This is a genomic window from Neisseria sp. P0021.S005, assembly GCF_051956955.1.
In genome coordinates this window covers 1-1,802 of sequence record NZ_JBQCWY010000628.1, presented here as the reverse complement: position 1 = coordinate 1,802, position 1,802 = coordinate 1, and the positions used below count along the sequence as shown (strand labels likewise).

1 protein-coding gene is annotated in these 1,802 nt (G+C 57.3%); it reads right to left on the bottom strand.

The annotated features are described in order from the left end of the window. Window positions 1-1,802: prolyl oligopeptidase family serine peptidase (locus ACTHUE_RS17665; RefSeq protein ID WP_440424076.1), on the bottom strand; the 1,802-nt coding region annotated here is incomplete at both ends.

The window sequence follows — 1,802 nt, the reverse complement described above, 5'->3', positions numbered from 1 at the left end:
GGTTTCGCGCAGTTTGGCGTAAAACTTGAGCGCGTGGGCGGGATGGACGCGGTCGTCGCTGAGGCTGGTGGTAATGAGCGCTGGCGGATAATTGATGCCGTCTGAAAGATTGTGATACGGCGACAATTCGCCCAGCCAGCGTTTGCAGACTTCGTATTTTTGCGGATTGCCGTATTCGTCCGTCCAGCTTGAACCGGCGGAGAGCAGCGGATAACGGATCATGTCGGTCAGCGGCACTTCGCACACCAGCGCGCCGATACTTTGCGGCTCGCGTACGAAGGCAGCGGCGGTAATCAGGCCGCCGTTGCTGCCGCCCTGCAAACCGATGTGTTTGGGAGAACTCATGCCGCGTTCGGACAAATCGCGCACGACGGCAAGCAAATCGTCGACGCTTTTGTGTTTGCTGATTCCCTGCGCCGCCTGATGCCAGCGCGGGCCGAATTCGCCGCCGCCGCGTATGTTCGCCAATACAAAGGCATTGCCCTCTTCCAGCCAATATTTGCCGACACTGCCCAGATAATGCGGCAATTCGGGAATGCCGAAACCGCCGTAGGCATAAACCAAGGTCGGCGTGTCGGGCGTGGCGTTTTTGCCGACGTGGAAATAAGGAATGCGCTCGCCGTCGGCTGAAGTCGTCCAAAACTGCTGCACGTTGATGCCGTCTGAATCGAACTGCTGCGGCTGACGGCGCATGACGGTCAGTTCCATCACGTTCAAATCCAATGCAAACAGCGTCAGCGGTGTGGTGAAATCGCTGGCGGCAAGGTAAACCACGTCGCCGCCCCACGGTTGGTCGGTCATTTCCAACGCGCCCGAAGGCAGGCGCGGCAGTTCGACTTCCTGCCATTTGCCGTCGGTAAAACGCCATGCTTTCAGACGGCCTTGTACGTTTTCCAGTAGGCTCGCCACCACAAAACGCTTGGTCGTTTCCACGCTTTCTAATGCCTGCGTTTCATCGGGCGCAAACAAAAGCTGCGCCGCGCCTAATTCGCCGCGGTTTAATTTTACTGCCACCAATGCGCCGCTCGGATAGCTTTGGTTCGCGCGGTTCCAGTCTTTGCGCAGCGTCAGCAAAAGATGTCCAGCCAGATAGCCGACTACGTCGCAATCGTTGGGCAGGTTTAACGGTTTCGCCTCGCCTTCGGCCGACACCTGCAAATAGGTTTTGGTGTAAAAACCGTCCGACGCTTCAATCAAATCAATCGGCGAACCTTGCGGATCGAGATAACGCCACGCGTTCACCATCATGCCGTCTTCGGCAATTTGATACACAGGCAGGCTTTCCTCGAAACTCTTGCCGCGTTCCACCAGCCACACTTCACGCGGATAGCCCGATTCGGTCAACTGGCGTTCGTCCCAAGCCGGACACACCCACACGCTGTTTTCATCGCGCCACGACACATGGTTTTTGCCTGCCGGAAAGTGAAAACCGCCTTCTACCAACTCCCCTGCTTCCAAATCCACTTCCAGCGTGTACGCCGTATCGCCGCCCGATTTGCTCAGTGTTAACAGCGCGCGGTTGGGCTTTTCCACCAAGTGCGACACGCCGCCCAAATACACATCGTCGCCGAGCAACTCGTCGAAATCCGCCACCGAAAACAGGATTTTCCACTCAGGATAGCCGGAACGGTACGTCGCCGCGGTACACACACGGTACACGCCCTTCGGATATTCCGCGTCCTGATGGAAATGGTACATCCGCGCGCGGTGTTCCTGACAAAACGGAATCTGCCGCGTGTCCTGCAACTGCGCCAAAATGCCGTCGGACAATGCGCGCGCTTTGTCGTTTTCTAAAAAACGCG